The 24,544-nt window shown below is 72.5% G+C and carries 25 protein-coding genes; 15 read left to right on the forward strand and 10 right to left on the reverse strand.

Going from position 1 to position 24,544, the window contains the following annotated elements; all coding sequences use genetic code 11:
* Nucleotides 1-77 precede the first annotated feature (77 nt).
* Nucleotides 78-1,169: a cell division protein ZapE gene (gene zapE / locus EDD93_RS25125; RefSeq protein ID WP_123527293.1), complete on the reverse strand. Its 1,092-nt coding sequence runs from the start codon at nucleotides 1,167-1,169 to the stop codon at nucleotides 78-80.
* 35 nt (nucleotides 1,170-1,204) lie between these two features.
* Here zapE and EDD93_RS25130 point away from each other — a divergent pair, with 35 nt between their 5' ends.
* From EDD93_RS25130 to msrB, 4 genes are all read left to right on the forward strand, one after another.
* Nucleotides 1,205-1,969, forward strand: a complete 765-nt coding sequence (locus tag EDD93_RS25130; RefSeq protein WP_123527294.1) for a pyrimidine reductase family protein — start codon at nucleotides 1,205-1,207, stop codon at nucleotides 1,967-1,969.
* A 147-nt stretch (nucleotides 1,970-2,116) separates the two neighbouring features.
* Entirely contained in the window at nucleotides 2,117-2,569 is a 453-nt protein-coding gene (locus EDD93_RS25135) for an indole-3-glycerol phosphate synthase (RefSeq protein WP_123527980.1), read from the forward strand.
* Nucleotides 2,570-2,638: 69 nt separating this feature from the next.
* The gene (murC, locus tag EDD93_RS25140; protein ID WP_123527295.1) at nucleotides 2,639-4,033 is read left to right on the forward strand and encodes a UDP-N-acetylmuramate--L-alanine ligase; all 1,395 of its coding nucleotides are present in this window, start codon (nucleotides 2,639-2,641) and stop codon (nucleotides 4,031-4,033) included.
* Nucleotides 4,034-4,043: 10 nt separating this feature from the next.
* Nucleotides 4,044-4,451 carry a peptide-methionine (R)-S-oxide reductase MsrB gene (gene msrB, locus EDD93_RS25145; RefSeq protein ID WP_123527296.1) on the forward strand — a complete coding sequence of 136 codons (408 nt, stop codon included), beginning with the start codon at nucleotides 4,044-4,046 and terminating at the stop codon, nucleotides 4,449-4,451.
* Between the two features lie 13 nt (nucleotides 4,452-4,464).
* On the opposite strand, the gene EDD93_RS25150 is transcribed toward msrB, so the two are convergent.
* The 3 genes from EDD93_RS25150 to EDD93_RS25160 form a co-directional block, all read right to left on the reverse strand.
* Complete coding sequence (locus tag EDD93_RS25150) at nucleotides 4,465-6,069, reverse strand: serine/threonine-protein kinase (RefSeq protein ID WP_123527297.1); 1,605 nt, start codon at nucleotides 6,067-6,069, stop codon at nucleotides 4,465-4,467.
* 132 nt (nucleotides 6,070-6,201) lie between these two features.
* A complete protein-coding gene (locus EDD93_RS25155; RefSeq protein WP_123527298.1) occupies nucleotides 6,202-6,660 on the reverse strand; it encodes a hypothetical protein in 459 nt (152 codons plus the stop codon).
* Between the two features lie 116 nt (nucleotides 6,661-6,776).
* Nucleotides 6,777-9,239 carry a GTPase-associated protein 1-related protein gene (locus EDD93_RS25160; protein ID WP_123527299.1) on the reverse strand — a complete coding sequence of 821 codons (2,463 nt, stop codon included), beginning with the start codon at nucleotides 9,237-9,239 and terminating at the stop codon, nucleotides 6,777-6,779.
* A 141-nt stretch (nucleotides 9,240-9,380) separates the two neighbouring features.
* Between EDD93_RS25160 and EDD93_RS39690 the strand changes: the two genes are divergently transcribed.
* A complete protein-coding gene (locus EDD93_RS39690; protein WP_185092436.1) occupies nucleotides 9,381-9,524 on the forward strand; it encodes a hypothetical protein in 144 nt (47 codons plus the stop codon).
* Here the strand turns inward: EDD93_RS39690 and EDD93_RS25170 are convergent.
* Together EDD93_RS25170 and EDD93_RS25175 are read right to left on the reverse strand one after the other, a co-directional pair.
* The gene (locus EDD93_RS25170) at nucleotides 9,515-9,763 is read right to left on the reverse strand and encodes a DUF397 domain-containing protein (RefSeq protein WP_123527301.1); all 249 of its coding nucleotides are present in this window, start codon (nucleotides 9,761-9,763) and stop codon (nucleotides 9,515-9,517) included. The two genes, EDD93_RS39690 and EDD93_RS25170, sit on opposite strands and share 10 nt — an antisense overlap.
* Complete coding sequence (locus EDD93_RS25175; RefSeq protein ID WP_123527302.1) at nucleotides 9,760-10,572, reverse strand: helix-turn-helix transcriptional regulator; 813 nt, start codon at nucleotides 10,570-10,572, stop codon at nucleotides 9,760-9,762. Before EDD93_RS25175 ends, EDD93_RS25170 begins: the two co-directional genes overlap by 4 nt.
* Before the next feature lie 153 nt (nucleotides 10,573-10,725).
* Between EDD93_RS25175 and EDD93_RS25180 the strand changes: the two genes are divergently transcribed.
* On the forward strand, nucleotides 10,726-11,187 hold the full coding sequence (locus EDD93_RS25180) for an ATP-binding protein (RefSeq protein WP_123527303.1): 462 nt from the start codon (nucleotides 10,726-10,728) through the stop codon (nucleotides 11,185-11,187).
* 23 nt (nucleotides 11,188-11,210) lie between these two features.
* On the opposite strand, the gene EDD93_RS25185 is transcribed toward EDD93_RS25180, so the two are convergent.
* Complete coding sequence (locus EDD93_RS25185; protein WP_123527304.1) at nucleotides 11,211-11,831, reverse strand: L-threonylcarbamoyladenylate synthase; 621 nt, start codon at nucleotides 11,829-11,831, stop codon at nucleotides 11,211-11,213.
* 193 nt (nucleotides 11,832-12,024) lie between these two features.
* Between EDD93_RS25185 and EDD93_RS25190 the strand changes: the two genes are divergently transcribed.
* From EDD93_RS25190 to EDD93_RS25200, 3 genes are all read left to right on the forward strand, one after another.
* Entirely contained in the window at nucleotides 12,025-12,477 is a 453-nt protein-coding gene (locus EDD93_RS25190; RefSeq protein WP_123527305.1) for a MarR family winged helix-turn-helix transcriptional regulator, read from the forward strand.
* 149 nt (nucleotides 12,478-12,626) lie between these two features.
* Complete coding sequence (locus EDD93_RS25195) at nucleotides 12,627-13,073, forward strand: hypothetical protein (RefSeq protein WP_123527306.1); 447 nt, start codon at nucleotides 12,627-12,629, stop codon at nucleotides 13,071-13,073.
* A gap of 43 nt (nucleotides 13,074-13,116) precedes the next feature.
* Entirely contained in the window at nucleotides 13,117-13,926 is an 810-nt protein-coding gene (locus EDD93_RS25200) for a hypothetical protein (protein WP_123527307.1), read from the forward strand.
* 44 nt (nucleotides 13,927-13,970) lie between these two features.
* Here the strand turns inward: EDD93_RS25200 and EDD93_RS25205 are convergent, their stop codons facing one another.
* From EDD93_RS25205 to EDD93_RS25215, 3 genes are read right to left on the reverse strand one after another with little or no spacing between them, the layout of a single operon-like run.
* The gene (locus EDD93_RS25205; protein WP_123527308.1) at nucleotides 13,971-14,441 is read right to left on the reverse strand and encodes a hypothetical protein; all 471 of its coding nucleotides are present in this window, start codon (nucleotides 14,439-14,441) and stop codon (nucleotides 13,971-13,973) included.
* A gap of 44 nt (nucleotides 14,442-14,485) precedes the next feature.
* The gene (locus EDD93_RS25210) at nucleotides 14,486-14,944 is read right to left on the reverse strand and encodes a cupredoxin domain-containing protein (RefSeq protein WP_123527309.1); all 459 of its coding nucleotides are present in this window, start codon (nucleotides 14,942-14,944) and stop codon (nucleotides 14,486-14,488) included.
* A gap of 37 nt (nucleotides 14,945-14,981) precedes the next feature.
* Entirely contained in the window at nucleotides 14,982-15,611 is a 630-nt protein-coding gene (locus EDD93_RS25215; RefSeq protein WP_123527310.1) for a hypothetical protein, read from the reverse strand.
* Nucleotides 15,612-15,989: 378 nt separating this feature from the next.
* On the opposite strand from EDD93_RS25215, the gene EDD93_RS25220 reads away from it, so the two are divergent.
* The 6 genes from EDD93_RS25220 (at nucleotide 15,990) to EDD93_RS25245 (ending at nucleotide 24,529) form a co-directional block, all read left to right on the forward strand.
* Nucleotides 15,990-16,751, forward strand: a complete 762-nt coding sequence (locus EDD93_RS25220) for a hypothetical protein (protein ID WP_398905145.1) — start codon at nucleotides 15,990-15,992, stop codon at nucleotides 16,749-16,751.
* Between the two features lie 16 nt (nucleotides 16,752-16,767).
* Nucleotides 16,768-18,918, forward strand: a complete 2,151-nt coding sequence (locus EDD93_RS25225) for a bifunctional serine/threonine-protein kinase/ABC transporter substrate-binding protein (RefSeq protein WP_123527311.1) — start codon at nucleotides 16,768-16,770, stop codon at nucleotides 18,916-18,918.
* 5 nt (nucleotides 18,919-18,923) lie between these two features.
* Nucleotides 18,924-21,044: a bifunctional serine/threonine-protein kinase/ABC transporter substrate-binding protein gene (locus EDD93_RS25230; RefSeq protein ID WP_123527312.1), complete on the forward strand. Its 2,121-nt coding sequence runs from the start codon at nucleotides 18,924-18,926 to the stop codon at nucleotides 21,042-21,044.
* A gap of 40 nt (nucleotides 21,045-21,084) precedes the next feature.
* The gene (locus EDD93_RS25235) at nucleotides 21,085-21,942 is read left to right on the forward strand and encodes an alpha/beta fold hydrolase (RefSeq protein WP_123527313.1); all 858 of its coding nucleotides are present in this window, start codon (nucleotides 21,085-21,087) and stop codon (nucleotides 21,940-21,942) included.
* 286 nt (nucleotides 21,943-22,228) lie between these two features.
* Nucleotides 22,229-23,257 (forward strand): L-threonine 3-dehydrogenase, encoded by a 1,029-nt coding sequence (gene tdh / locus EDD93_RS25240; RefSeq protein WP_123527314.1) that lies wholly within the window; start codon nucleotides 22,229-22,231, stop codon nucleotides 23,255-23,257.
* A 78-nt stretch (nucleotides 23,258-23,335) separates the two neighbouring features.
* Complete coding sequence (locus EDD93_RS25245) at nucleotides 23,336-24,529, forward strand: glycine C-acetyltransferase (protein WP_123527315.1); 1,194 nt, start codon at nucleotides 23,336-23,338, stop codon at nucleotides 24,527-24,529.
* Nucleotides 24,530-24,544: the final 15 nt, after the last annotated feature.

Here is a 24,544-nt window from a genome sequence, read left to right on the forward strand (position 1 = left end):
CCCTTCAAACGGAATGCGCGGTTGTACGGGAGCGGCGGGGCACTCCGTCGTGCCCGGCCGGTGTTACGCCCCCGAACCTACTGCGCCACCAGCCCCTTCGCGTCGCGCGCCAGTGCCGTGAGCCTGGAGATTGCCCGGAAGTACTTCTTCCGGTACCCGCCGTTCAGCATCTCCTCGCTGAACAGCCGGTCGAACGGCATCCCGGCGGCGAGCACCGGAACCTCCCGGTCGTACAGCCGGTCCGCCAGCACCACGAGCCGCAGCGCGGTGGACTGGTCGGGCACCGGCCGCACCTCGGTGAGGCACACGGCCCGCAGACCGTCCGTCAGCGCCCCGTACCGGCTCGGGTGGACGCGGGCCAGGTGGTCGAGCAGTGCGGGGAAGTCGTCCAGGCTGGCACCCTCGGTCGCGTACGCGGCCCGGGTGACCTGCTCCTCGGAGAACGGCGGCGGGGCGTCGGGCAGCCCGCGGTGCCGGTAGTCCTCCCCGTCGATGCGCAGCGGGCGGAAGTGCGAGGAGAGCCCCTGGATCTCGCGCAGGAAGTCGGCCGAGGCGAACCGGCCCTCGCCGAGCTTGCCCGGCAGCGTGTTGGAGGTCGCGGCCAGCGCCACCCCCGCCTCGACCAGCCGGCTCAGCAGCGAGGAGACCAGCACCGTGTCGCCCGGGTCGTCGAGCTCGAACTCGTCGATGCACAGCAGCCGGTGCCCGCTCAGCGTCCGCACGGTCTGCTGGAACCCGAGCGCGCCGACCAGGTTGGTCAGCTCGACGAAGGTGCCGAAGGCCTTCAGGGAGGGCGCGGCGGGCGTGGCGTGCCAGAGCGAGGCGAGCAGATGGGTCTTGCCGACGCCGTAGCCGCCGTCGAGGTAGACACCGCGGGGGCCACTGGGCGCCAGGGCCTTCTTCCCGAACCACTTGCGCTTCCCGGACCCGCTGGCGTGCGCCCCGCCGAGCCCGGCGGCGAACTGCCCCAGGACCTTGACGGCCTCGATCTGGCTCGGCTGGTTCGGGTCGGGAACGTACGTATCGAAGCGCACCGCATCGAAGCGCGGCGGCGGCACCATCTCCGCGACCAGCCGGTCGGCGGGGACGTGCGGTTCGAGGGCGCACAGGGACAGCGGGGCCGTTTCGGCTATGGGGCTGGGCCCCGGCACGGCGTGGGAGGACGACACAACTCTCAAGCTTAGGCCGTGCCAGACTGCCTGACATGCGACGCCTGTTCCCTGTGACCGACCCGACAGCCGCCGACGACCGGGGCGAGTGGAGTCTGGACGCCCTCGCCGACGCCTACGCCTACCCCGATACCGACGGCCCGTGGCTGCGCGCCAACATGGTCTCGACGCTCGACGGGGCGGCCCAGCACGACGGCCGCTCGCAGCCGATCTCCTGCCCGAGCGACATGCGGATCTTCGGCACCCTGCGCGGGCTCGCGGACGTGGTGATCGCGGGAGCCGGGACCGTACGGCTCGAGGGCTACCGGCCGGCCCGCGCCCGGGAGGCCTTCGCGGCGCGGCGGGCGGCGGCCGGCCAGGGGGCCGCTCCGGCGGTCGCCGTGGTGAGCGGCAGCCTGGACCTGGACTTCTCGTTGCCGCTCTTCACCTCGCCGCTGGTCCCGACGCTCGTGCTGACCGGCGCGGGCGCCCCGCCGGACCGGATCGCGGCGGCCCGCTCGGCGGGCGCGGAGGTGGTGATCGCGGGGGAGGGCTCCCGGGTGGACCCCGCCAGGGCCGTACGGGAGCTGGCCGCTCTGGGCCACCGGCGGCTGCTGACGGAGGGCGGGCCCAGGCTGCTCGGCCAGTTCGTGGCGGCGGACGCCCTGGACGAGATGTGTCTGACCCTGGCGCCGATGCTCACCGCCGGGGACGCGCAGCGGATCGCGGGCGGCCCGTCGGTGGCTGTGCCGGAACGATTCGCCCTGACATCGGTGCTGGAAGAGGCCGGGTTCCTCTTCTCTCGGTACCGTCGGATCTGACAATCAGCGGAATATCCCGTTCCGGTTAGCGTTCGGTGGGCAGAATGGAACGCGGACCCCGTGCGAGCACGGGGAAGGATGGTTTCAGCAGTGGCCGGCGACGGTCACTGAAGCAGAAGGGCGCCTGTGGTGTTCACCAGCGTTTTGATGATCGAGAAGCCCCTCACCTCCGAGGACGTCGAGTTCGTCACCACCCTGCACGGGGAGGAGCAGATCTCCTTCGTCGTGCTGATGCAGCCACGTGGCGACCAGGCGGATGTGCTGTTGCGGGCCATCGACGACCTGGCGATGGGCGAACTGAAGGAAGCGGCCCGTGAGAGCGAGGAACCGGAGGGCAGGAATGCCAGGGAGTCCGCCGAACTCGCGCTCGAAGTGTCCCTGGAGGCCCTGCGCCAGTCGGGCTCCGAGGCCGTCGGACAGGTGATCGAGACCCACCCCCTGGAGAAGCTCACCTCCGTGGTCGAGGAGTCGGAGGCCGACGAGGTCATCGTGCTGACCGCGCCGCACTACGTCGAGGAGTTCTTCCACCGCGACTGGGCGTCCCGCGCCCGGCACAAGGTCGGCGTACCGGTGCTCAAGCTCTTCGCGCACAGCGAATAGGCTGACCCTGCGGTCCGGGTTGGCCCTCGGCCGCGACTCGAAACCCGCAACCAGCACGCAGGAGCACAGATGGCACCCGGCATCCCCGCCGCCATGGAACGGCCGCACTTCATCGGCATCGGCGGCGCCGGAATGTCGGGCATCGCGAAAATCCTCACCAGGCGCGGCGCGAAGGTCGCGGGCAGCGACTCCAAGGAGTCCGCCACCGCCGAGGCGCTGCGCGCGCTGGGGGCGACCGTCCACATCGGGCACGCCGCCGGACACCTGGCGGACGATGCCACGTGCGTGGTCGTCTCCAGTGCCATCCGCGCCGACAACCCGGAGCTGGTGCGCGCCGGTGATCTCTCGATCCCCGTCGTGCACCGCTCCGACGCGCTCGCCTCGCTGATGGAGGGCACGCGGGCCATCGCCGTCGCGGGCACCCACGGCAAGACGACCACCACATCGATGCTGGCCGTCGCCCTGACCGAGCTGGGCCTCGACCCCTCGTACGCGATCGGCGGCGACCTGGCCGGACCCGGCACCAACGCCACGCACGGCGAGGGCGCGATCTTCGTCGCCGAGGCCGACGAGAGCGACCGCAGCTTCCAGAAGTACGACCCCGAGGTCGCGATCGTCCTCAACGTCGAACTGGACCACCACGCGAATTACGCCTCGATGGACGAGATCTACGACTCCTTCGAGACCTTCACCGGCAAGGTCGTCCCCGGCGGCACCCTCGTCGTCTCCGCCGACCAGGCGGGCGCCGTCGAGCTGACCCGCCGGGTGCGCGACCAGGCCGAGCTCAAGGTCGTCACCTACGGCGAGGCCGCGACCGCCGACGTACGCGTCCACAAGATCACCCAGCGCGGCCTGACCAGCGAGGTCACGGTCGTCCTGAACGGCAAGTACCTCACTTTCACCGTCTCGGTCCCCGGCCGCCACTACGCGCTCAACGCCGTGGCCGCCCTCGCCGCCGGTGTCGCCCTCGGCATCCCGGCGCACAACCTGGCCTCCGCGCTGGGCAAGTACACCGGCGTCAAGCGCCGCCTCCAGCTCAAGGGCGAGGCAGCCGGTGTCCAGGTCATCGACAGCTACGCGCACCACCCCACCGAGATGACCGCCGACCTCGAAGCGATGCGCGGCGCAGCCTCCGACGCCCGCCTCCTGGTCGTCTTCCAGCCCCACCTGTTCTCCCGCACCCAGGAGCTCGGCACCGAGATGGGCCAAGCCCTCGCCCTGGCCGACGCCTCCGTGGTCCTGGACATCTACCCGGCCCGCGAGGACCCGATCCCCGGCATCACCAGCGCCCTGATCATCGACGCCGCACGGGCGGCCGGCGCCGACGTCACCGCCGTCCACGACAAGACGGCGGTCCCCGGGGCCGTCGCGGGAATGGCGAAGCCCGGCGATCTCGTTCTCACCATGGGAGCGGGCGACGTCACCGACCTCGGCCCGCAGATCCTGGACCACCTGTCGAGCTGAGGGAGCCACCGTGCCGTACGACATCGACAAGCCCGACGAGGAGTGGCGGGCGGAGCTTTCCCCCGCCGAGTACGCGGTGCTGCGCCAGGCCGGCACCGAGCCCGCCTTCGTCGGCGAGTACACCGACACCAAGACGACGGGCGTCTACTCCTGCCGCGCCTGTGACGCGGAGCTGTTCCGCTCCGACACCAAATTCGAGTCGCACTGCGGCTGGCCGTCCTTCTACGACCCGAAGGACACCGACGCGGTCGAACTGATCCAGGACCGCACCCACGGCATGGTCCGCACCGAGGTCCGCTGCGCCCGCTGCGGCTCGCACCTGGGCCACGTCTTCGAGGGCGAGGGCTACCCGACCCCCACGGACCAGCGGTACTGCATCAACTCGATCTCGCTGCGGCTCACGCCCGACGGAAGCTGAACCGCAGCACGGATCAGGCCTGTGCCCGCGCCACCGCTGATGCCCCGGAACGGGGCATCAGCAGGGTGGTCACGAACGTGACGGCCGCCCACGCGCCCGCACCGGCCGCGATCGAGAGAAGCACGGAAACCTCGCCCCCGGCAGCCAGCAGGCCGGCAAGCACGACACCGTTCAGCAGACCGGTGGCCGTGCCGGCAGCCGTGTGCCACGGCGCCCTGCGGACCACCGCCCCGACGGCCCTGCGCACCCCCATGCCGGTGAAGAACAGCGCGGGCACGCCGAGTACGGCGGTCAGCAACGCCGTCCACCACGGCGACGGGGGCCACAGGAGCAGGAACACGACGGCGAGCACCGTGCAGAGCATCGCCATGAGGAGCAGGCCGGTGTCCGCCGGCGTCTTGTCGTCCGCCGCGACGGTCGGCGCCCCCATGTAAGCCGCCGCCAGGGCGACCAGGAAGACCGGTACGCACAGGGACAGGGTCCAGACCGGGGACCAGCCGGTCAGCAGGGCGAACTGGGACCACAGGGCGCCGGTGGCGAGCAGCCCGCTCCAGGCCGACACCCGTCCGGCCCCCGGCACCGCCTTCGGGTGGGCCGGAGTTCCGACCGGCTCCGGCACGGTGGGCGTGGCGGCCTGGAGCGAGGCGTCCGGCGTCTGCGGAGCGGGCTGCCTCGGCGCCTCCGGCGGGGACGGCTGCGGGGGCCCGGCCTGCGGTATGCGCGGGGCGTCGACCGTCGGGGCGGCGGCGAGCTCACGCACTCCGGGGGTTACGTCCCCGGGACCCTCCAGCGCCCCGCGCAGGCGCTCGGACACCTCGTCGGCCGTGGCGGGCCGGTGGTCGGGATCCTTGCGCAGCAGCGAGATGACCAAGTGGTCGAGAGCGGCCGGAACCCCGGGACGCAGACGCCGCACCGGTTCCGGTGTCCCGTTGAGGTGCTGGGACAGTACCGACCACCCCGCCCCCTCGAACGGCGGTCTGCCCGCGAGGAGTTCGTACAGCAGACAGCCCAGCGAGTAGAGGTCGCTGCGCCCGTCGAGCGTGCGGTCGCCGCGTACCTGCTCGGGTGACATGTAGGCGGGTGTGCCGATCGTCGCACCGGTGCCCGTGAGCCCGGTCCCGGACTCCTCGATCAGCCGCGCGATACCGAAGTCGCAGATCTTCAGGTCGAGTTCGCCGTCCCCGTACACCATGACGTTCGCCGGCTTGATGTCCCGGTGGACGACGCCTGCCCGGTGGGCGGCCGCGAGGCCGGCGCAGATCTGCAGCCCCCAGGCCACCACCGACTCGACGCTCCGCTGCTCCGTGGCGGTGAACGAGGCCATGGACCGGCCGGGGACCAGCTCCATGACCAGGAACAGCACCTGGTGCCCGGCGACGGCGGCCTCGCCGTGGTCATGGATGGTCACGATGCGGGGGTGGGTCAGACGCGCGGTCGCCCGTGCCTCCTGGCGGAACCGCGCGGCCGACTGGCTCGTCGTGAGGGGGCTCTGCGTGATGACCTTGACGGCCACGTCACGGTCGAGCCGTGAGTCGACGGCCCGCCACACCTGGCCCATACCGCCGGCCCCGAGCATCTCCACCAGCCGGTAGCGGCTTTCGAGCACCTCTCCGCGCACCGGGCGCCCCCCTTCGATCGTCGTGTCCGGGGCGTTGCACCCGGCGGCGCGCCCCTCGGCTCCCGGGGCAGAAGCCTACGCAGCGACCGGCCCGGAAACCCGCCGGGCCGCAGAGATCCCCCCGTGCGAAGCTCAGGCCTCGTCGGTCTCCGGCTTCAGCAGCGGGTGCACCACACCGGGGAAGACCCGGGCCCGCACGACCTCCTCGGCCGAACCGCCCTGGATCACCGTCTCCGCCACACCCCAGGGCCGCCCAGGCAGCTCGACGAGCAGCGTGTACGAGGCCGGGCAGCCGGTGCACTCGTAGCGGTCGACCCAGGTCTCCACCTCGGTGGCGCTTCCCGGGTACCGCGCCACGTGCCGGTGCCGGGCGTGGCAGCGCTCGCACGTCTCGCCGGGCTCACAGGTGCCGCCGCACGGACACGGCACGTCGAAGGACTCCGCCGGGCGCCAGCGCTGGGTGAGGACCGCCTCACGGGTGGCACCCATGTCCTTCATCGCCTTGAGGTTGCGGGCGGCGACGTTGTACGACTCACCGGTCGCGGCCATCCGGTCCCGGATCACGTCCTTGCGCCCACGGTTCGTCGTCATCTGTTCCTCCTGGGGTTCACGCAGCCCGCCAGGTGGCCCACGAGATCGGTAGGCCCCAGGTTACCGGGCGCGGCGAGGCGCCCGCGACACCCGGGACCGCCTACGGCCGGCGGACCTCAGCCCCGCCGGACGCGGCCCGCGAGCCGCCTGCCCAGCCGGCCCAGGGTGCCCTGGCTGCGGCGGTTCCAGTCCCGGAAGGCCTCCGCCCGGCCGCTGCTGCCGGAGCGGCCAACGGCCTCCTCCACGGCCGCCACCCCTCCGGCGGGCAGCGCGCGCACGGCGGGGCGCAGCACCTCCTCCAGCAGGGCGGCGGTGGTCCGGCTCCACTCGGCCCCGGCGTGCGGATGAGCCGTCCACACGGCGAAGCAGCCGGCCGCGTAGCCGGGGTCGGCGGCCAGCCGGGCCCGGACGTCGGGGCCGTGCGCGGCCCGGTCGTACGCGGCGATCAGGTCCGCGTCGCCGCTGTGCGCGAGGGCGTACAGCTCGGCCTCCGGCCCGTCCGGGGCGAGCAGCCGCCCGGCCAGGGCGCCGAACGCGTGGCCCAGCACCTCCGGCTCGACCGGCTCGGCGCCCGGCCGCAGCGCGCGGACCCGCTGGGCCCACTCCGGCTCCGCCTCCCCGGACCGCAGCTCGCGGGCGAAGTCCAGTAGCAGCAGGGCCCCGCGCTCCCGGCCCGTGATCTCCTGCGGGAACCCGCGCAGCAGGTCATGGGCGAGCCGGGGCGCCTCCTCGTCGTCGGCGGGGGCGTTCAGGGCGGCGGCGACCAGGTGCGACCAGGTGCCGGCCGTCCGGTGGGCGTCCGAGGTCGCGGTCTCCAGCAGCAGCCGGGCCTCGCCCACCGTGGGAGCGCCCTCCTCCCAGACCAGGCCCACCGCCGTGCGCAGCACCAGTGGCTCCGCGAACGGCGACATCCCGGCGGCCCGCAGGACCCGCTGCACCGCCGCCACCCGGTCGTCGCCGCAGGCCGCCTTGGCCTCGGGCGCCTCGGCGCACATCCGCAAATGCGGCAACAGCTGAGAACCGGTGAACGGTAGCGCCACCCGGCCCAGCAGCCGTTCCGCCCCGGCGGGGTCCTGCGGCGCGATCCGGTCCAGCGCGCCGAGCAGCGCCGTACGCACGTCGAACTGCTCGTCCATCAGCTCCAGCAGCGCGGGCGCCCAGCCCGGCGGGTCCTGCACGTCCGCGAGCAGGGCGGGCGCCAGCCGTCGTACGACGCCGGGCAGCAGGTCCGCGCAGTCCACGTCGAGCAGCCGGGCCACCCGCAGCAGCTGCACGGTGCGGGCCACGTCCAGACCGGTCCCCGTGCCGCTCAGCTCGGTGACGATCTCCGGGCCGAGCACCGCGGCGACGGCCGTGCCCTCCGGTCCGCTGAAGGCCGTGCGGCCGGGCAGCTCGACGGAGCCGTTCCCGCCGCGTACCGCCTCCGTCACCAGCATCGCGGCCAGCGGAGCCGTGGTCGTCGCGGGGGAGCGGCCGTCCAGTGCGGCGAACAGCCGCCCCGCCGCGTCGAACTCGGCCCCGGTGCGGTCGTCGACGCCCGCCGAGGTCAGGGCGTCGACCAGCTGCCGGGTGCGCTTCGCGTCCAGCGCGTAGGGGCGCTCGGCGGCCCAGCCGGCCGCTGCGGCACGCTCGTTCGGCCCCAGCGCGATCCCGGCGCACAGGGCGGTCACCGCGACCGGCCCGGCGGCGAACGGCTCGCCGGGCAGCTCGGCCGCCTCCCGGAACAGCTCCGGCGTACGGCTCCGCCAGATCCGGGCCGCGGTCTCGGCCCAGGCGTCGTCCACGGTCGCCTCCGGGCGGGGACCGGTGCAGGTGTGCACCCGGAAACCGGGTCCTGACAGCTCGTGGGCGTCCTGCGGCAGCACGCCGACGACACGCTGCGGGGCGCGCTGCGGGTGGCGGGTGTACGTGGTGAAGGTCAGCCGTTCGGCGCTCTCCGGGGGCAGGACTGCGGCGGCCAGCGCGATCCACCGGGCCACGTCCGCGCTCTGCCGCTCGACGAGCACGACCTTCGGGAAGTCGGCCGACTCGCTCAGCCCGCGCAGATCGGCCAGCACGCCCGCGAGCCAGGGGCCCCGGGAGACGGCGAAGTCGTTGAGCCCCTCACGGTCGGCGGCGCGGCCCGTCGCTGCGGAGAGCGCGGAGAGCGCGGTGACCGGGTCGACCGCCGGCACCCGGTCCGGTGTCACGGCGGCCCAGCGCGCCGAGCGGCAGGCGGTGATCGGGAGCATCCCGCCCGGCAGCCGGGTACCGGCGGGGAGGTGGACCGCGTGGGCGTGGAAGCGCAGCGAGGACAGCTGCGCGGTGCGCACCGGCACGGTCCGGGCGAGCAGGTGGCTGCCGTCGGACAGGACGCTGAAGCTGAACGATTCGGGCAGTGCGCGCAGCGCGTTCTCGGTGACCTGACGGGCGGTGCCGGCCGGCGGCTCGTAGGCCAGGAGCGGACCGCCCTCGGTCAGCACCGCCGCAGGTATCGCCGCGTCAACCGCGGTGAAACGGGCGGGTATCTCCGCGTCCTCGCCGCTCTCGGGTCCGTCCCCGGCCGTTGCGGAGGTGTAGTGCAACTGCGCGAGGCTCATGCGTCGGCTCTCTTCGTCCCTGCCATGAAGGTCCCCTGCCACCCGCACCCGCCGTCCGTGGTGGCAGCGCCGACCCGGCTGAGCGACGACCCCGGCGGGGAGAGTTCCGCAGTCGCTGGGGCGACGCTATCAAGTCCCCGCGTGCCCTTGCCGCGAGAAGGAGGCATCCCCGTCCGGCCGGCGGCGGCTCTCACCGCCGCCGACTGGGACGAGCACCTGCCGTACCTCGGTACCAGCTATCCCGCGTGGGAGTTCGAGAAGTGGCGGGAGGACGCTCAGCCCTGAACGGCGTAGCCGACGAACCGGGTCCAGGCGGCGGGGGAGAGGGCGAGCTGCGGGCCCGCTCCGACCTTGGAGTCGCGGATGTGGACGGTGGTGGGGCAGGTGGCGACCTCTACGCAGTCGTCCCCGGAGCCGCTGCTGTAGCTGGACTTGTGCCAGGACAGGGCGACCTCGACGCAGCTGTCGCCGTCGCCGCCGCTGTAGCTGCTCTTGAACCAGGCCAGTTCTGTGGTGCTGCTCATAACGCTCCTCGCATCTGCCGCAGCAGGCTCAAGGAGTCCTCCAGGGAGAGAGCCTGCGAACGCATCCTGGCATATCGCATTTGGAGCATGCTCACCACTTTGGGATCGGAGATGAACTGGCCGCTCTCCTGGCCCTCGCAGTAACCGAACCAGCGGTTCTCCGGGGTCTCCAGAAGTCGCATCGGGCCGCCCAGCCCCGCGTGCCGCTCCCGCATCACCGGCATGATCTGAATCTCGACGTTCCGCAGCGAGGCAAGCTCCAGCAGGTGGTCGATCAGCTCGGCGGTGACGGCCTTGCCGCCGAGGCCGCGCAGCAGCAGATGCTCCTCCAGGATGAAGCTGTAGGCGGTGTTGGGCCGCTGCAACAGCTCCTGGCGCTCCAGCCGGGCTGCCAACTGCGTCTCGATCTGCTCGTCACCCATGAGCGGCAGTTGCTCGGTGAACAGCGTCCGTGCGTATGCCTCGGTCTGCAACAGCCCCGGGATCAACCGGCATTCGTACGTGTAGAGGGCGATCGCCTCCTGCTCCAGCTGTGCCCACTGGCGGAACCAGTTGGCCAGCCCCGGCCGCCGCGACAGGTGCTTCGCCGCCGCCTTCAGTACCCCCAGGCCGTCGAGCACGGACTCGGCCCGCTCGACGAAGAGCGGCGGCGGAAACCGGCGGCCCTGCTCGATCGAGGCGACCATCGGCACCGAGTACCGCACCATCGGGGCGAACTGCTCCTGCGTCAGCCCGGCCCGTTTACGCAGGACCTTGAGTACCTCCCCGAACGACTTGAGGCTCTCCGAGTACTCGGGTTCGTCGGTCACGTGCGGCCACCTTTCGCGTACTGTCCCCGATCCGCAACCCGCCCATGGTCACGCATCGTTACGCATACTGTCCACGCTCCGTACCCGTACGCTGACCGAGCGTACGGGTTGCGTAACTGGTCGCCGAGGTCTCCGCCGAACAGGCTGACCCGCATGGAAGCACCCGTCACCCCCCACCGGCCGCGCACCGAGAGGCTGTTCGTGCAGCGGTTCAGCTCCACCCCCCGAGGGGCCCGGCTCGCCCGCAGGCTCGCCGTTCACCAGCTGCATGTCTGGGGCATCCCGTACCGCTCGGACGTGTCCTGCACCGCCGCGCTGCTTGTGGCCGAGCTGGCGGCCAACGCGGTGACCCACGGTCGCGTACCGGGAAGGGACTTCGAGCTGCTGCTCGGCATGACCGCCGGATGCCCGGGGGTGCTCGGCAGGCTCAGGATCGAGGTGTCCGACACCCGGGGCGAGCGCCGCCCGCCCGGCCCCGGGGAGATCGTGAAGCCGCCGCCCGGGTCGGGCGGCGGGTACGGGCTGGTGCTCGTCGAGGCGCTGGCGGACCGGTGGGCGGTGCTGGAGCGCGTACCGGGCAAGACGGTCGGTGTGGAACTGGACCTGGTGTACTGAGCCCGGCTGCCGTGCCGGCCCGGTTACTCGAAGCGGGAGGTGTCGCCCGCGCCCCGGCGTACGATCTCCAGCTCGCCGCTGGAGAAGTCGATGACGGTGGTCGGCTCGGTGCCGCAGTCGCCGGAGTCGACCACGACGTCCACCTCGTGGTCGAGGCGCTCCTTGATCTCCCAGCCCTGGGTCATCGGCTCCGGCTCGTCCGGCAGGAGCAGGGTGCTGGAGAGCAGCGGCTCGCCGAGTTCCTCCAGGAGGGCCTGGACGACGGCGTGGTCGGGGATGCGGACGCCAACGGTCTTCTTCTTCGGGTGCAGCAGCTGGCGCGGCACCTCCTTCGTCGCCGGAAGGATGAAGGTGTACTGGCCGGGGGTCGCCGCCTTGATCGTGCGGAACACGTCGTTGTCGATCTGCACGAACTGCCCGAGCTGGGCGAAGTTCTGGCACATGAGCGTGAAGTGATGGCGGTCGTCGAGGTTGCGGATCGCACGGATGCGGGAGATGCCGTCACGGCTGCCGAGCTGGCATCCCAGCGCGTAGCAGGAGTCCGTCGGATACGCGACGAGCGCGCCGGAGCGGATGCTGTCGGCCACGTTGCTGATGGTGCGCCGCTGGGGATTTTCGGGGTGTACATCGAAATACTTCGCCATCCGCCGAGTCTACGGGCGCGCGGGCGGTCCGGCCCGTAAGTGGGATGCATCATGCAATTGATGTGCATCATGCACTGATAGTGTGTCATGCACATCAAATGCAGCATGCATACAATCCGTGGTATATCTGTACAGAGGGGTGCCCTTCCCGGCAGGGAGGCGGGCCCGCACTCGCAGTCGGAGGAACCCTCGCGTGGACATGCCTGTGGACCGGATCGAGTTCGAGACCATGCTGCTCGGCCGCCATATGAACCTGCTCGCCTCCCGGGGCGGGGGCAGGCTGGACCGGAGTGCCTACATCCTCCTCAGCCGCATCCAGGTCGAGGGCCCGATGTCCATCGGTGATCTGCGCGACGCCTTCGGCCTCGACGCCTCCACGCTGAACCGGCAGACCGCCGCTATGCTGCGCGCCGGTGTCGTCGAGCGCATCCCCGACCCGGAGGGCGGCATCGCCCGGAAGTTCGTCATCACGGACGAGGGCACGCACCGCCTGGACCAGGACCGGTCGGAGAACCTGGACGGCCTCGGGAGGCTGCTGGCCGACTGGACGCCCGAGGAGGCGGCCCAGCTCGCGGACAACCTCGCCCGGCTCAACCGCGACATCGAACGCCTCGACGGGCGGCCCTGGCCCCGGGACAAGTCCTGATACCGCAGCCTTTCGGGGACCTTGCGGAAAGGCGCTGATTCGCCATCAATTGTGTGATTGCTCCGCGGTGTGTTCTCCCCCTAGCGTGATGGGCGCGCGGACGGCGCCACTCCTGCCGCCCGCCCACGGGGAACGAGGAGGACCACAGCATGCGCATGCGCACTTTCTCGACGTCGGCGGCTCTGACCGCCGTGTTACTCGGCAGCTCCGTTGTCCCCGCGACGGCCGCGACGGCCCCTGCGAAGGGCCCCGGCGTCTTCGTCACCAACGGTGATCGCGTACACATTTCGAGCACCCCACCACGCACGGCGTCGGCCCACGCCTGGTGGACCCACGTCAGTGGCCCCGGCACCAAGGCCAAGGTCACCATCTGGCTCCAGCTGAAGTCCGGCAAGAAGTGGCATTCGGTCGCCAGGAACGCGAAGAACCTCAAGTCCGGCAACGGCGGCAGCGCCCGCCGCGTCGTCGCGCGCAAGAAGTGCGCGAACCGCAGCAAGCGCCAGTGGCGGACCAAGATCGACGTCGATCTCATCGGGGTGCCCGACTCGCCGGAGAAGGCCTACACGAAGCCGGTCACGGTCAAGTGCGGCGTCTGATTCCCTGGTCCCCGTCGCAGCCGTTCGATCCAGGAGTACGACGATGAGTGACACCGGTCCGGACGCCACCCTCATCGTGGGACTGCACGGAGTGCTGGCCCGGCATCCCTGGATCGACCGGGTGAGCACTGAGTTCGACCTCGAAGAGGATGTCTTCAGCCTCGCCGTGAAGCGGGCGTCCGCCTACGCCTGGAGCTCCACCGTTCTGACGGACAAGCCCGCCGACAACCTCTGGGACCACAACGACGCCGACGGCGACTGGACGCAGGACGGGCAGGTCCGGCAGCTGGCCTGGCTCCAGTCGTCGCTTCCCCGGCCCCTGAACACTCCGGGGAAGCGGCAGCGGGCCCGCCGCCTGCCGGTGCTGCCCGTCATCACGGTCCTCTCGGACGCGCTGCGCCGCGTCGGCACCGTACGCCTCACCGGCACGCACGCCCTTGTGCCGCTGCACCGCGCCGGGGACGCCCGGGTCGAACTCGCCGAAGTGGCCGACTGGTTCGCCCTGGCGGACCCGTCGGGCGCGGCCTCACTGACGGTCACCGTGTCCGCCCCGCCCTCGGCGGATCTCGGCGCACGGGCCGGCGGGATCCGCGACGCGGCGCTCGACCGTACCTACGGGCACCTGTCGGTCGAGCCCCTCAAGCCCGCCGCCGCGAAGACCCCGGGACTGGCGCCGCCCCTCGCCGGTGCGGTGCAGGCCGAGGGGCTGCGGCGGGCGCTCGCCTTCCGCTGCGAGGCGCGCGAGTGGTCGACGGACGTGGCCGCCTGGACCACGGAGGTGTTCGCGGACTCGGTCCGGGCGGTGACGGGGCTCTCCGGCCCGGTGCTCCTCACGGTCTCGGCGGATGCCTGAGATCCGGGGCGGACGGTGCGCGCGGGCGGAGCGCCGCGGGGTGCTCAGTGCGGACGGTCGACGCGGGCCCGGCGCCGCGGCCGGAAGAGCAGCAGATACACCGTGGCGACCATCGCGACCGCCTGGGCCACGACGCTGACCCGCTTCTCGGTGAACCAGACCGGCTCGTACATGTTCGGGAACGGACCCCAGGCGCCGATGTCCGCGTACCGGTAGATCAGCAGGAGGGCCAGTCCGCCGGTCGCGACCGACCAGGCGAACAGGTCGGCCGGCCACCGTCGCCAGACCAGGACGAGCAGCGCGGCCAGTGCCGCCATGCCCGCCTCGATCCGGAACAGCGTGCCCTGGCTGATGTCGGCCATGACGGCGTCGTACTGCTCCGCAAGGTGCGCGTGCACATAGGCGTCCACGGCGAGACCGGCCGCCGCGAGCACCCGGGCCGTGCCGCGCAGAAGGCGGCCGGTGGTGTTCCCGTGCGCGGGGGCGTCCGGTGTGGCGGGCACTTCTGCGGACATTGCGGCTCCATTCGCGCCGGTGGCCGTCGGACGGCGTCCGGGGCTCACTTGACGGTGAGGGTCCCCGTCATGAAGGGGTGGATCGTGCAGTCGTACGGGTACGCGCCGGCCTTCGACGGGGCGGTGAAGGTGGCCGACTTGCCCGGCGCGATGTCACCGGTGTCGAAGGCCTTGCCCTTGGTCGCCGTCATCGTGTGCGTGGTCGTGTCGTCGTTGGTCACGGTGATCTTCGTGCCGGGTGCGACGGTCGGGGCGGCGGGCAGGAACTTGAAGTTCTTGATGCTCACCTTCGTCCCACCGCCCGCGGGCGGCCGGGACGAAGCGGACGCCGAGGGCGATGACGCCGTGGGCGGGATCAGCGAGGGAGGTGTGGCGGGGGCCGACGAGCTGCCGCCGCCTCCGCCGCCGCTGTCCGAGCAGCCCGCGAGGGCCGTCGACGAGAGCGCGATGGCGGCGGCGGCCACGGCGAACCGCGCCCGGCCGGTACGGAACGAGAACGGCATGGCGTCTCCGGGGGTGCGTGGGCCGGGCGGGCGGGGCTCAGTAGCCGGTGCCGGTGCTGCTGCTACTGCTGCTCGACGGCGTGGCGGAGGCGGAGGCCGAGGCCGAGGCCGTAGGGGTGGTGGTGGTGATCTTCTTGCCCTTGGCGTTGATGACGTACCACTTGGCGCCGAACGCGTTGACGCCCTGGCCCTTCGCGTCGCCGGCCTTCTTGTCCTGGTCGAAGAGGTACAGCGGGTGACCGTTGTAGGTCACCTGCTTCTTGCCGTCGCTGCGGGTCGTGGTCTTCAGCAGCTTCGAGACGACCCCGGTGCCGCCGGTCGGCGTCTTCTCGTCGAGCAGCGGCGGCCAGGCCTTGGCGCAGGCCCCTTCGCACATGGACTTGTCCTTGGTGTCCTTGTCGAACACGTAGAGCGTCATCTTCTTCTCGTTCACCAGCGACTTGCCGTACGTGCCCTTCTTGAGGGAGACCGTCGCGGGGGGCTTGGACGCGCTGGGGGACGCGGAGGCGGCGGCGGGCGCGTCGACGGGGCGGCCGCTGTTCACGCTGCCCGTGTCCGTACCGGTCGAGCTCTGGCCGCTCGATCCGCTGTCGGAGCATCCGGCCGCCGCGGCGGCCAGCAGGGTCACGGAGGCCAGCACTGCGGCCGTCCTGGTGTGGCGCTTCATCGGGGCTCCTCGGTCATGTCATCCGGCCGCCCGCACGGGCGGCGCGCGGCCGCATGAGTGGGCCGTCGGCCCCAGTGGACCGCAGGCCCCCGGGGCGGGCCATCCGGACGGGGCTGTTCAGGTAGTGGCCCGCAGACCGGTCCGGGGGCGTCACCCGATCGGCGGACCGGACGATATCCCCGTCGCCCCTACGCGGTGCGGACGGGTAAGTGAGCTGCTACGAAAGCGTCCTGATGGGGCAACAGTTTCGAGTACCACTGCCCTGTACGGGCCCGCGATCATAGGATCGGGGTGGTCTTCGGGGAGACGGGGTGGCTGATCGTGGCGTACGACGGGCCGATACGCAGATACGGAGTGCTGGCGCTGGTTCCACTGGTGCTGGTGGCGTGCTCCAGCGGCGGCGGGAGTCCGGGCGGTGAGGGCAGGAGCACCCGGGCGACCGGCGCCTCCTCCTCCGACCCGGCCCCGGACACCACCTCGGGCATCGAGGACACCGGCGACATCGAGGCGGACCCGGCCAGGCTGCCCACCTCCCGAGGCGAGGCGCTCGACTTCATCGACCGGATCATCGCGGACCCCGCCAGCTTCGGGCCCGATGTGACCAGGCGGACCCCGTATGAGAGCGATCCCGCCACCTGGCCGGTACTCGGCACCGACTGCGTCTGGCAGCAGCAGAAGCCGGCGGCCGGCGTCCTGGCCACCCGCAGCCGCTCCTTCGAGGTCCCCGCCGCCGACGGCAAGGGGCCCATACGGCTCTCCGCCGTCGTCACCGTGCACCGCAGCCGCGAGGGCGCCCAGTGGGAGATGGCGGAATCGGTGGAGGAGACGATGCGCTGCCCCACGCAGCAGTTGCGGAAGGGCGAACTGATCGGGTCGTTGGTCGCCGCCACCCTGCCGCAGGGCAAGGGCGGCCAGGTGAACGCCGCGGACGCGCTGACCGAGATCGGGACGTACCAGAGCTCCACGCTCGGCGGCCCCTTCGCGTACGTCTGGCAGCAGGCCCAGTCCCTCCAGTTCACCGTGGCGGTGACCGGGAAAGGGGCGAAGGGGCGGACCAGCGAGGAACTCGACGAACTGACGAGCCAGGCCCAGGCCACCATGCTGGTGCGGCTCAAGTCAGCCGTCGAGAAGCAGAGTTGAGAGAGCGGAGAGCGTGATGGAACGGCTGCGTCCCGCAGACCCCTCGACGATCGGCGGACACCGGCTGCTCGGGCGCCTCGGCGCCGGCGGCATGGGCGTCGTCTACCTCGGCCGCACGGACGGCGGAGCCCTGGCCGCGATCAAGGTGATCCTCCCGGAATTCGCCGGAAGCGAGGACTTCCGGGCCCGCTTCCGCCGCGAGGTCGAGGCCGCGCGCCGGGTCGAGACCCCCTGGGCGGTCGCCGTCACCGGTGCCGAGACGGAGGGCGAACGCCCCTGGCTCGCCACGGCGTTCGTGCCGGGGCCCGCACTGTCGGAGGCCGTAGCACGGTGCGGGCCCCTGCCCGCCCGCAGCGTCCGGGTACTCGGCAGGCTCCTCTCCCGCGCCCTGACCGCCGTGCACGCGGCGGGGCTCGTCCACCGGGACGTCAAGCCGGGCAACGTACTGCTCACGGTCGACGGTCCGCGCCTGATCGACTTCGGGATCGCACGGGCCACCGACGCCACCGCGCTCACCGTCGTCGGCCTCGTGGTCGGCACCCCCGGCTTCCTCTCGCCGGAACAGGCCTCGGGAGGCGGCACGGCCGCCGGGCCCGCGAGCGACGTCTTCTCGCTCGGCTGCCTCCTGGCCTACGCCGCGACCGGACGGCCACCGTTCGGCAGCGGAGCCGTCGATGCGCTGCTCTACCGGACCGTCCACGACGCACCCGACCTCGAAGGGATCGAGGACCCCGAACTCCGCTCGCTGCTCGGCGCACTGCTGGCCAAGGAACCGGGTGAACGGCCCACAGCGGCCGAACTCGACGCCCGGATCCCCGAGGACGCGCCGAACGGCTCCATCGACTGGCTGCCGGACGAGGTCGTGGCGCTGATCGCCGCCCGGTCCGCCGCCATGCTCGACCTGCCCGGCATCGAACCCACCGTCGCCGAACCGGGGACCCCGCAGCCCGCAGCCCGCCCCGGCCGGCGGAGACTGCTGCTCGCGGGCGCCGGTGTCGTGATCGCGGCGGGCGGCGGATTCGCCCTGCGGGAACGGCTGCGCGACGACCCCGGCCCCGCAGCGGCCGAGCCCGGCGAACGGGCCTGGATCATCGGCGTACAGGCGGACCTGTCCGGACCGCGCCGCGCCGCCGGACGGTCCCAGGAACGCGGGGTGCGGCTGGCCGTCAAGCAGTTCAACTCCCGCGCCGAAAAGCCCTTCACCCTGACCGTCAAGGCACTCGACGACGGCGGCGACCCCGCCCGCGCGGTCCGGGCGGCCGCCCAGTTCACCCGGGACCGCGACGTGCTCGCCGTGGTCGGCCCCACCGGTGACGACACCACCGAGGCCGTCCTCACCGCCTACGACGAGGCGATGCTGCCGGTCGTCACCGTCTCCTCGCTGCAGCTGTCCTACAAGGCCGCCTCCAGGAAGTCGTTCTTCCAGGCGGCCCCGACCGACGCCGCGCTGTGCGCGCCCGTCATCCGACGGCTGGTGCTCCGGCCGGACGTCGAACGGCTCGGGGTGCTGCTGGACCGGGCGGGCGGCCAGTCCGCCTACCAGGTCGGCTATCTCACCAACATGCAGACGAGCGTGATCACCACCGGCACCACCTACCCACGCGTGGTTCCCGCCGGGACCAAGGACCTGGCCCCGGTCATCGAGGACATGCTCCGGCACGACAGCGACGCCCTCTTCTACGCGGGCGACGCGGCCGGCGCCGCCCGCACCGCACGCGCACTCGGCGGCACCCCCTTCAAGGGACCCAGGATGGCCATGCACACCGCCATGGAACCGCGCTTCATCGAGGACGCCGGACAGGCCGCCGAGGGCTGGGAGTTCACCGCGCCCTACACCGACGCCACGACCCCGGGCGCCGAGAAGTTCGCCGCGGCCCACCGCTCGGAGTACGGCTCCGCCCCCGCCTACTGGGCCGCCGAGGCCTACGACGCGGCCGGGCTCGTGACCGCAGCCGTCACCGCACTCGCCGGCGGCGGCCCCAAGCCGGTCCGGCCGACCCGGACCGCGCTCGTCGCGAAGATCGCGGCGTCCTCGTACAAGGGAGTCTCCCGGACGTACGCCTTCGACGAACTGCACCGGCTCAAGGGGGCGGACGCCTTTCTCTACGGGGTGCGCGGCGGGCGCTTCGTCCACCTCGGCGCCGCGCCGAAGGGCGAGAAGGCCTGACCGGCATGCGCCCCCTCACCTCGGACGACCCGCGCACCATCGGTGAGTACCGCACCCTGGTCCGGCTCGGCGCGGGCGGCATGGGCGTGGTCTACCTGGCCCGTTCGGCGGGCGGGGCGCTCGCCGCCGTGAAGGTGATCCGTGCCGAGCACGCCGCCGACCCCGGATTCCGGGCCCGCTTCCGCCGCGAGGCGGAGGCCGCCGCCCGGATCACCGGCCCGTGGCTGGTCCCGGTCACCGGGGCCGACACCGAGGCCCGCGAGCCCTGGCTGGCCACCGCGTTCGTGCCCGGCCCCTCGCTGGCCGAGGCAGTCGACGAGCGCGGCCCCCTGCCGGTGGCGACGGTCCGGGCACTCGGCGCCCGCCTCGCCGGGGCCCTCGCCGCAGTCCATGCGGCGGGCCTCCTGCACCGCGACGTCAAACCCGGCAACGTGCTCCTCGCCCTGGACGGGCCCCGCCTCATCGACTTCGGCATCGCCCGCCACGAGGGCGCCACCGCTCTCACCGCGACCGGCGCGGTGCTCGGCACGCCCGGTTACCTGGCGCCCGAACAGGCCTCGGCGGGGCCGGTCGGACCGGCCTGCGACGTGTTCTCGCTGGGGTGCGTCCTGGTGTACGCGGCGACGGGGCAGCGGCCGTTCGGCCACGGCGAGGCGGCCGGGGTCCTCTTCAGGACCGTCCACGGCGAAGCGGACCTGGCGGGCCTGCCGTCCGCGTTGCTGCCGGTGGTGACGGCCTGCCTGGCCAAGGACCCGGCGGACCGCCCGACGGCGGCGGAGACCGAGCGGCTGCTCAGGGGCGACGGCACCGGCTGGGAGGTGCCCGGCCTCGCCGCCGTCGCCGCCGAACGCGCCGCCGCCGCCCTCGCCCTGCCCGACCCGGAACCCCTGCCCCTCGCGCGCGAGCCGGCGCCGGACCCGGCCCGCCCGACCCGCCGGCGCGTCCTCACCGCCGGAGCCGCCGCCGCGGTCCTGCTCACCGGCACCACCACCGCCTGGCTGGCCGCCCGGGGCGGCGGCAGCGGCAGCGGTGCCGGAGCGGCGGCCCGCAAGCTCCGCACGTACACGATCGGCCTGCACACGGACAGCACAGGGCCGGGCAGGGCCGTCGGGCTCGCCCACGAAAGAGGCGCCCGGCTCGCCGTCGACGACCACAACTCCCGTACGGACAAAGCCTTCCGTCTCGGCCTTCGGGTCGAGGACGACGCCGGGGACGCCACCCGCGCGCTCGCCGCGGCGGACCGGCTGGCGGCCGACCCCGCAGTGCTCGCCGTGATCGGCCCCACCGCCGACGTCGCGGCCGCGGCGGTGGCCGGCCGCTACGCGAAGGCCCGCCTCCTCCAGGTCGTCGTCGCCGCCGGGCACACGCCCCCCGACTCGGTGGACGCCGGGTACCAGTGCGTACTGCGCCCGTACGACTCCTCGCTCGTCTCCGGGCTGATCGACCACCTGGCGAACGTCCAGCACGTGAAGAAAGCCGTCGTCATCGAGGACCGGGAGGATCCGCCGGGCAGCTGGGAGATCGCCCGCCCCCTCCGGGACATGCGGACGGGCCGCATCACCGTCACCGCGCGCACCGTCGCGGCGGACACCGACAGCTTCGCCCCGGCCGCCCGTGCCGCGATCACCGCCGGTGCCGGAGCGGTGATCTACGCGGGCACGTCCCCCGCCCGGGGCGCCCGCTGCGCCACCGACCTCGCGGCCGCCGGATTCACCGGCGCCGTCCTGTCCACCGGCCCCGTCCTGGCACCCGCCTTCCTCCGGGACGCGGGCAGGGCCGCCGAGGGCTGGATCTTCGCGGAGGCGTACACCGACCCCACGGCGCTGCCCGCCGCCAAGGCCTTCACCGCCGCGCACCGCAAGAGGTTCGGCGCACCGCCCGCCACCTGGGCCGCCGAGGCCTACGACGCGGTGGGCCTGATCGCACGGGCCGCCGCCACCACCAGCGCCACCGACGCCCTGCGCGGCGGAATCCCCCAGCGCGTCTTCCGCACCGAGTACCGGGGCATCACCAGGCGCCTGGCCTTCGACAGCAGCCACCTGGTCCCGCGCGAGGAGGGCATCTTCCTCTACCGGATCGACCACGGACGGGCCCGCTTCCTCGGCCTGTACGGATCGGTACGGTGACCGTGCGCAGCTGTCCCGTGAAACGTGAAAGGTGTGCCAGATGACCGAACCGGAGCTTTCCACAGGCGTGTTGGAGCTGTCCGCCGGAGTCGTGGAGTACGAGGACACCGGCGGCGACGGGCCGGTGGTGGTCCTGCTGCACGGCGTCGCCATGGACGGCACGCTCTGGCGCCACGTGGTCCAGGACCTGCGGGCCGGTCACCGCTGCGTCGTCCCGACCCTGCCGCTCGGCGGCCACCGCCGTCCGATGCGCCCCGACGCGGACCTGTCGGTCCTGGGCGTCGCACGGCTGGTCGCCGAGTTCCTGGAGGCGCTCGACCTCACCGACGTCACCCTGGTGATGAACGACTGGGGCGGGGCGCAGGCGCTGGTGGCGGACGGCCGGGACGAGCGGATCGGGAAGCTCGTCATCACCTCGTGCGAGGCCTTCGACAACTTCCCGCCCGGCCTGCCCGGCAAGAACCTGTACGCCTCCGCCAGGATGCCGGGCGGCCTGCGGGCGGCCTTCGCGCTGCTCAGGCTGAAGCCGATGCGGCGGCTGCCGATGACCTGGGGCCGGATGACCAGGAGGCCGGTGCCGGACGAGGTGATGGACGGCTGGTTCCGGCCGCTGTGGACCTCGAAGGAGATCCGCCGGGACCTGCGGAAGTACGTCCTGGGGGTGCCGCCCAGGGCCGAGCTGCTCGGCTGGGCGGAAGCGCTGCGCACCTTCGACCGCCCGGCACTGGTCGCCTGGGCGGCGCAGGACCGGGTGATGCCGCCGGAGCACGGCCGCCGGCTGGCCGAGCTGCTGCCCAAGGGCGAGCTGGTCGAGATCGAGGACAGCTACACCCTGATCCCGGAGGACCAGCCGGCCCGGCTCGCCCGTCACATCAGGGATTTCCTCCTGAAGGGCTGACCCGGCCCCGGGGCGGCGCCGCGCGCGAACCCCCGGATGGAGCAGGCCTGCCCCGCCCGTGCGGCCGGGGTGTGAAGCGGAGCTGCGGCCGCGCTTAAGAAAACCTCGATGGACCTGGGGCGCGCGGTACGGCAGATTTCTCCGGGACGGCGCAGGATGGTGCGCGGCAGCCGGTCGTAGCGCGCTGCCGAGCCGTCCCCTCATTCCTCCCCGGGCCGCAGGCTTCCTCAGGCATGCCCCCTGCCCGGGGAGCTCAACGCCGTACCAGGTACAGGGAGCCGCAGCCGTGAAGGCACTCGTGAAGCAGAAGGCCGAGCCGGGACTCTGGCTGATGGACGTTCCCGAGCCGGAGACCGGCCCCTCGGACGTGCTCATCAAGGTCCTCCGTACCGGCATCTGCGGTACCGACCTGCACATCCGCAACTACGACGGCTGGGCCCAGCAGGCCGTGAAGACGCCGCTCGTCCTCGGCCACGAGTTCGTCGGAGAGGTCGCCGCGATCGGCGCGGACGTCGTCGACATCGCGGTGGGCGACCTGGTCAGCGGCGAGGGACACCTCGTCTGCGGCAAGTGCCGCAACTGCCTGGCCGGCCGCCGCCACCTCTGCCGCTCCACCGTCGGGCTCGGCGTCGGACGCGACGGGGCGTTCGCGGAGTACGTCGCGCTGCCCGCGTCCAACGTGTGGGTGCATCGGGTCTCGGTCGACCTCGACGTCGCGGCGATCTTCGACCCGTTCGGCAACGCCGTGCACACCGCGCTCTCGTTCCCGCTCGTCGGTGAGGACGTCCTGATCACCGGCGCGGGACCGATCGGCATCATGGCCGCGGCCGTCGCCAAGCACGCCGGTGCCCGTAACGTCGTCATCACCGACGTCAGTGAGGCCCGCCTGGAGCTCGCCCGCAAGGTCGGCGTCAGCCTCGCCCTCAACGTCGGTCAGCAGACCATCGCGGACGGCCAGCGGGAGCTGGGACTGCGCGAGGGCTTCGACATCGGCCTGGAGATGTCCGGCCGCCCCGAGGCGATGCGCGAGATGATCGCGAACATGACGCACGGCGGCCGCATCGCGATGCTCGGACTGCCCTCCGAGGAGTTCGCCGTCGACTGGTCCCGGATCGTCACCTCCATGATCACCGTCAAGGGCATCTACGGCCGCGAGATGTACGAGACCTGGTACGCCATGTCCGTCCTGCTGGAGGGCGGCCTCGACCTCGCCCCCGTGATCACCGGCCGCTACGGCTACCGCGACTTCGAGGCGGCCTTCGACGACGCCGCGAGCGGACTCGGCGGCAAGGTCATCCTCGACTGGACCGCCTGACCGCCCCCGTCCAGCTGACCACCCCCGCTGTCCAGCTGACCACCCCGTATCCAGCTACCGAGCCGGGAGACACCCCTCATGTTCGACTCCGTACGCGACGACATGCGCACCACCCTCGAAGAGATCGAGGCCGCCGGGCTGCACAAGCCCGAGCGCGTGATCGGCACCCCGCAGTCCGCGACCGTCGCCGTCACCGCCGGAGGCCGCCCCGGCGAGGTGCTCAACTTCTGCGCCAACAACTACCTGGGCCTCGCCGACCACCCCGACGTGATCGCCGCCGCCCACCAGGCGCTGGACCGCTGGGGCTACGGCATGGCCTCGGTCCGCTTCATCTGCGGCACCCAGGAGGTCCACAAGGAGCTGGAGCAGCGGCTCTCCTCCTTCCTGGGCCAGGAGGACACGATCCTCTACTCCTCCTGCTTCGACGCCAACGGCGGCGTCTTCGAGACCGTCCTCGGCCCGGAGGACGCGGTCATCTCCGACGCCCTCAACCACGCCTCGATCATCGACGGCATCCGGCTCTGCAAGGCCAAGCGCTTCCGCTACGCCAACCGCGACATGGCCGACCTGGAGCAGCAGCTCAAGGAGGCCTCCGGCGCCCGGCGCCGCCTGATCGTCACCGACGGTGTCTTCTCCATGGACGGCTACGTCGCACCGCTGCGCGAGATCTGCGACCTGGCCGAGCGCTACGACGCCATGGTCATGGTCGACGACTCGCACGCGGTGGGCTTCGTCGGCCCCGGCGGGCGCGGCACGCCCGAGCTGCACGACGTGATGGACCGCGTCGACATCATCACGGGCACGCTCGGCAAGGCGCTCGGCGGCGCCTCCGGCGGCTACGTGGCCGCGCGCGCCGAGATCGTCGCCCTGCTGCGCCAGCGCTCGCGCCCGTACCTCTTCTCCAACTCGCTGGCCCCGGTCATCGCGGCGGCCTCCCTGAAGGTCATCGACCTGCTGGAGTCCGCCGGTGACCTGCGCGAGCAGCTCAACGCCAACACCGCGCTCTTCCGTACCCGGATGACCGAGGAAGGCTTCGACGTCCTGCCCGGCGACCACGCCATCGCCCCCGTGATGATCGGGGACGCGGCGAAGGCAGGCCGGATGGCGGAGCTTCTCCTTGAGCGCGGTGTGTACGTGATCGGGTTCTCCTACCCGGTCGTCCCGCAGGGCGCGGCCCGTATCCGCGTCCAGCTGTCCGCCGCGCACTCCACGGCGGACGTGAACCGCGCGGTCGACGCGTTCGTCGACGCGCGGGCGGCACTGGGGGAGTAGGCCCCGTCGTGGAGG

Origin of the sequence: Streptomyces sp. 840.1 (genome assembly GCF_003751445.1) — a bacterium.
Classification (GTDB): Bacteria; Actinomycetota; Actinomycetes; order Streptomycetales; family Streptomycetaceae; genus Streptomyces.

Bases quoted from the DNA above. Each gene is read 5' to 3' on its own strand.
- EDD93_RS25205 (WP_123527308.1), bottom strand. From the start codon at position 14,441: ATGTCCGCAGAAGTGCCCGCCACACCGGACGCCCCCGCGCACGGGAAC.
- EDD93_RS25155 (WP_123527298.1), bottom strand. From the start codon at position 6,660: ATGACGACGAACCGTGGGCGCAAGGACGTGATCCGGGACCGGATGGCC.
- EDD93_RS25185 (WP_123527304.1), bottom strand. From the start codon at position 11,831: ATGGCGAAGTATTTCGATGTACACCCCGAAAATCCCCAGCGGCGCACC.
- EDD93_RS25195 (WP_123527306.1), top strand. From the start codon at position 12,627: ATGCGCATGCGCACTTTCTCGACGTCGGCGGCTCTGACCGCCGTGTTA.
- murC (WP_123527295.1), top strand. From the start codon at position 2,639: ATGGCACCCGGCATCCCCGCCGCCATGGAACGGCCGCACTTCATCGGC.
- EDD93_RS25245 (WP_123527315.1), top strand. From the start codon at position 23,336: ATGTTCGACTCCGTACGCGACGACATGCGCACCACCCTCGAAGAGATC.
- EDD93_RS25210 (WP_123527309.1), bottom strand. From the start codon at position 14,944: ATGCCGTTCTCGTTCCGTACCGGCCGGGCGCGGTTCGCCGTGGCCGCC.
- EDD93_RS25170 (WP_123527301.1), bottom strand. From the start codon at position 9,763: ATGAGCAGCACCACAGAACTGGCCTGGTTCAAGAGCAGCTACAGCGGC.
- EDD93_RS25130 (WP_123527294.1), top strand. From the start codon at position 1,205: ATGCGACGCCTGTTCCCTGTGACCGACCCGACAGCCGCCGACGACCGG.
- EDD93_RS25215 (WP_123527310.1), bottom strand. From the start codon at position 15,611: ATGAAGCGCCACACCAGGACGGCCGCAGTGCTGGCCTCCGTGACCCTG.
- EDD93_RS25135 (WP_123527980.1), top strand. From the start codon at position 2,117: ATGATCGAGAAGCCCCTCACCTCCGAGGACGTCGAGTTCGTCACCACC.
- EDD93_RS25230 (WP_123527312.1), top strand. From the start codon at position 18,924: ATGCGCCCCCTCACCTCGGACGACCCGCGCACCATCGGTGAGTACCGC.
- EDD93_RS25225 (WP_123527311.1), top strand. From the start codon at position 16,768: ATGGAACGGCTGCGTCCCGCAGACCCCTCGACGATCGGCGGACACCGG.
- EDD93_RS25180 (WP_123527303.1), top strand. From the start codon at position 10,726: ATGGAAGCACCCGTCACCCCCCACCGGCCGCGCACCGAGAGGCTGTTC.
- EDD93_RS25235 (WP_123527313.1), top strand. From the start codon at position 21,085: ATGACCGAACCGGAGCTTTCCACAGGCGTGTTGGAGCTGTCCGCCGGA.
- EDD93_RS25160 (WP_123527299.1), bottom strand. From the start codon at position 9,239: ATGAGCCTCGCGCAGTTGCACTACACCTCCGCAACGGCCGGGGACGGA.
- EDD93_RS25200 (WP_123527307.1), top strand. From the start codon at position 13,117: ATGAGTGACACCGGTCCGGACGCCACCCTCATCGTGGGACTGCACGGA.